The organism is Streptomyces tyrfis (assembly GCF_037034285.1).
Lineage (GTDB): Bacteria > Actinomycetota > Actinomycetes > Streptomycetales > Streptomycetaceae > Streptomyces.
This window is the reverse complement of record NZ_JBAGJZ010000111.1, coordinates 1-1,246: the sequence shown is the minus strand read 5'-3', so window position 1 is coordinate 1,246 and position 1,246 is coordinate 1. Positions and strand designations below refer to the sequence as shown.

Sequence of the window (1,246 nt, the reverse complement as noted above, 5' to 3'; positions counted from 1 at the left end):
CCCGTCGACTCACGCGGCGCACGCCCCGTCACCCGCGTCCCCGACGCCTCCTTCGAGAACACCACGTCCAACGCCTCCACCGCACCCGCCGCCGCGACCGCCTCGACCGCCGCCGAGTTCGGCTTCACCGCGACCACCGCAGCCCCCCGCACCACCTGGGACCGGGTCGTGAACGACGCCGCGAACACCGACTGCGTCACCACCACACCCCCCTCCCCGGCCTCCACGTCCACCGCGTCGGTGATCACACCCGACCCGGTCCGCAACGCCACACGCGCCGCGATCTCCTTGCCCTCCCCCGACGACGACACCAGCACCGCCACCGGCCCCACCGCCTCCACAGCGGCCACCAACGCCTCCACCTTCGGCACCACCAGGAAATCCCGGTACTCCGAAGCCTCGTCCACCAGCACCCGCACCGCACCATGCCCACCGAGCACACCCGCCGTGCCCCCGGCACCCTCACCCACCGCCACCGCGACCGGCTCACCCACCCGACGCGCCAACGCCAGCAACTCCAGCGTGGGCTTGCGCACCACACCGCCCACATGATCGACGAAAACAAGAACTTCAGCCATGGAAATGGTCTCCCGCCACGATGAGTCGAAGAACAGCCACGAAACCCGGGCCGTCAGATGAACTTCCGGCCCGCCAGGAACTCCGCGAGCAGCCTCCCGCCCTCGCCCTCGTCCCTCACGACCGTCCCCGCCGACCTCGCCGGCCGCTCCGCCACCGACACCACCCTCGTCCACGCACCCTCAAGACCCACCTCACCGGCCTCCACACCCAGATCATCCAGATCCCACGACTCCACCGGCTTCTTCTTCGCCGCCATGATCCCCTTGAACGACGGATACCGCGCCTCACCCGACTGGTCCGTCACCGACACCACCGCCGGCAACGACGCCTCCAACTCCTCCGACGCCACATCCCCGTCCCGACGACCCCGCACCACACCACCCTCCACCGACACCCGCGACAACAACGTCACCTGCGGCACACCCAACCGCTCCGCCAACAACGCCGGCACCACACCACCCCCACCATCCGTCGACGCCATCCCCGCCACCACCAGATCGAAACCGACCCGCTCCACCGCCCTCGCCAAAACCAACGACGTCCCCATCACATCCGAACCATGCAAACCGTCGTCCTCCACATGAACCGCCCGGTCCACACCCATCGACAACGCCTTGCGCAACGCGTCCCGCGCATCCTCCGGACCCACCGTCACCACCGTGACCTC

Annotated in this window: 1 protein-coding gene and 1 pseudogene; both read right to left on the bottom strand. The window is 69.4% G+C overall.

Annotation, left to right across the window (positions count from 1 at the left end; genetic code table 11):
* Positions 1-578, bottom strand: a pseudogene (locus tag WA762_RS35395) (electron transfer flavoprotein subunit alpha/FixB family protein); the annotation flags it as partial.
* A 53-nt stretch (positions 579-631) separates the two neighbouring features.
* Positions 632-1,246 (bottom strand): electron transfer flavoprotein subunit beta/FixA family protein (locus tag WA762_RS35390; RefSeq protein WP_335941699.1); only part of this gene is annotated, 615 nt, incomplete at its 5' end.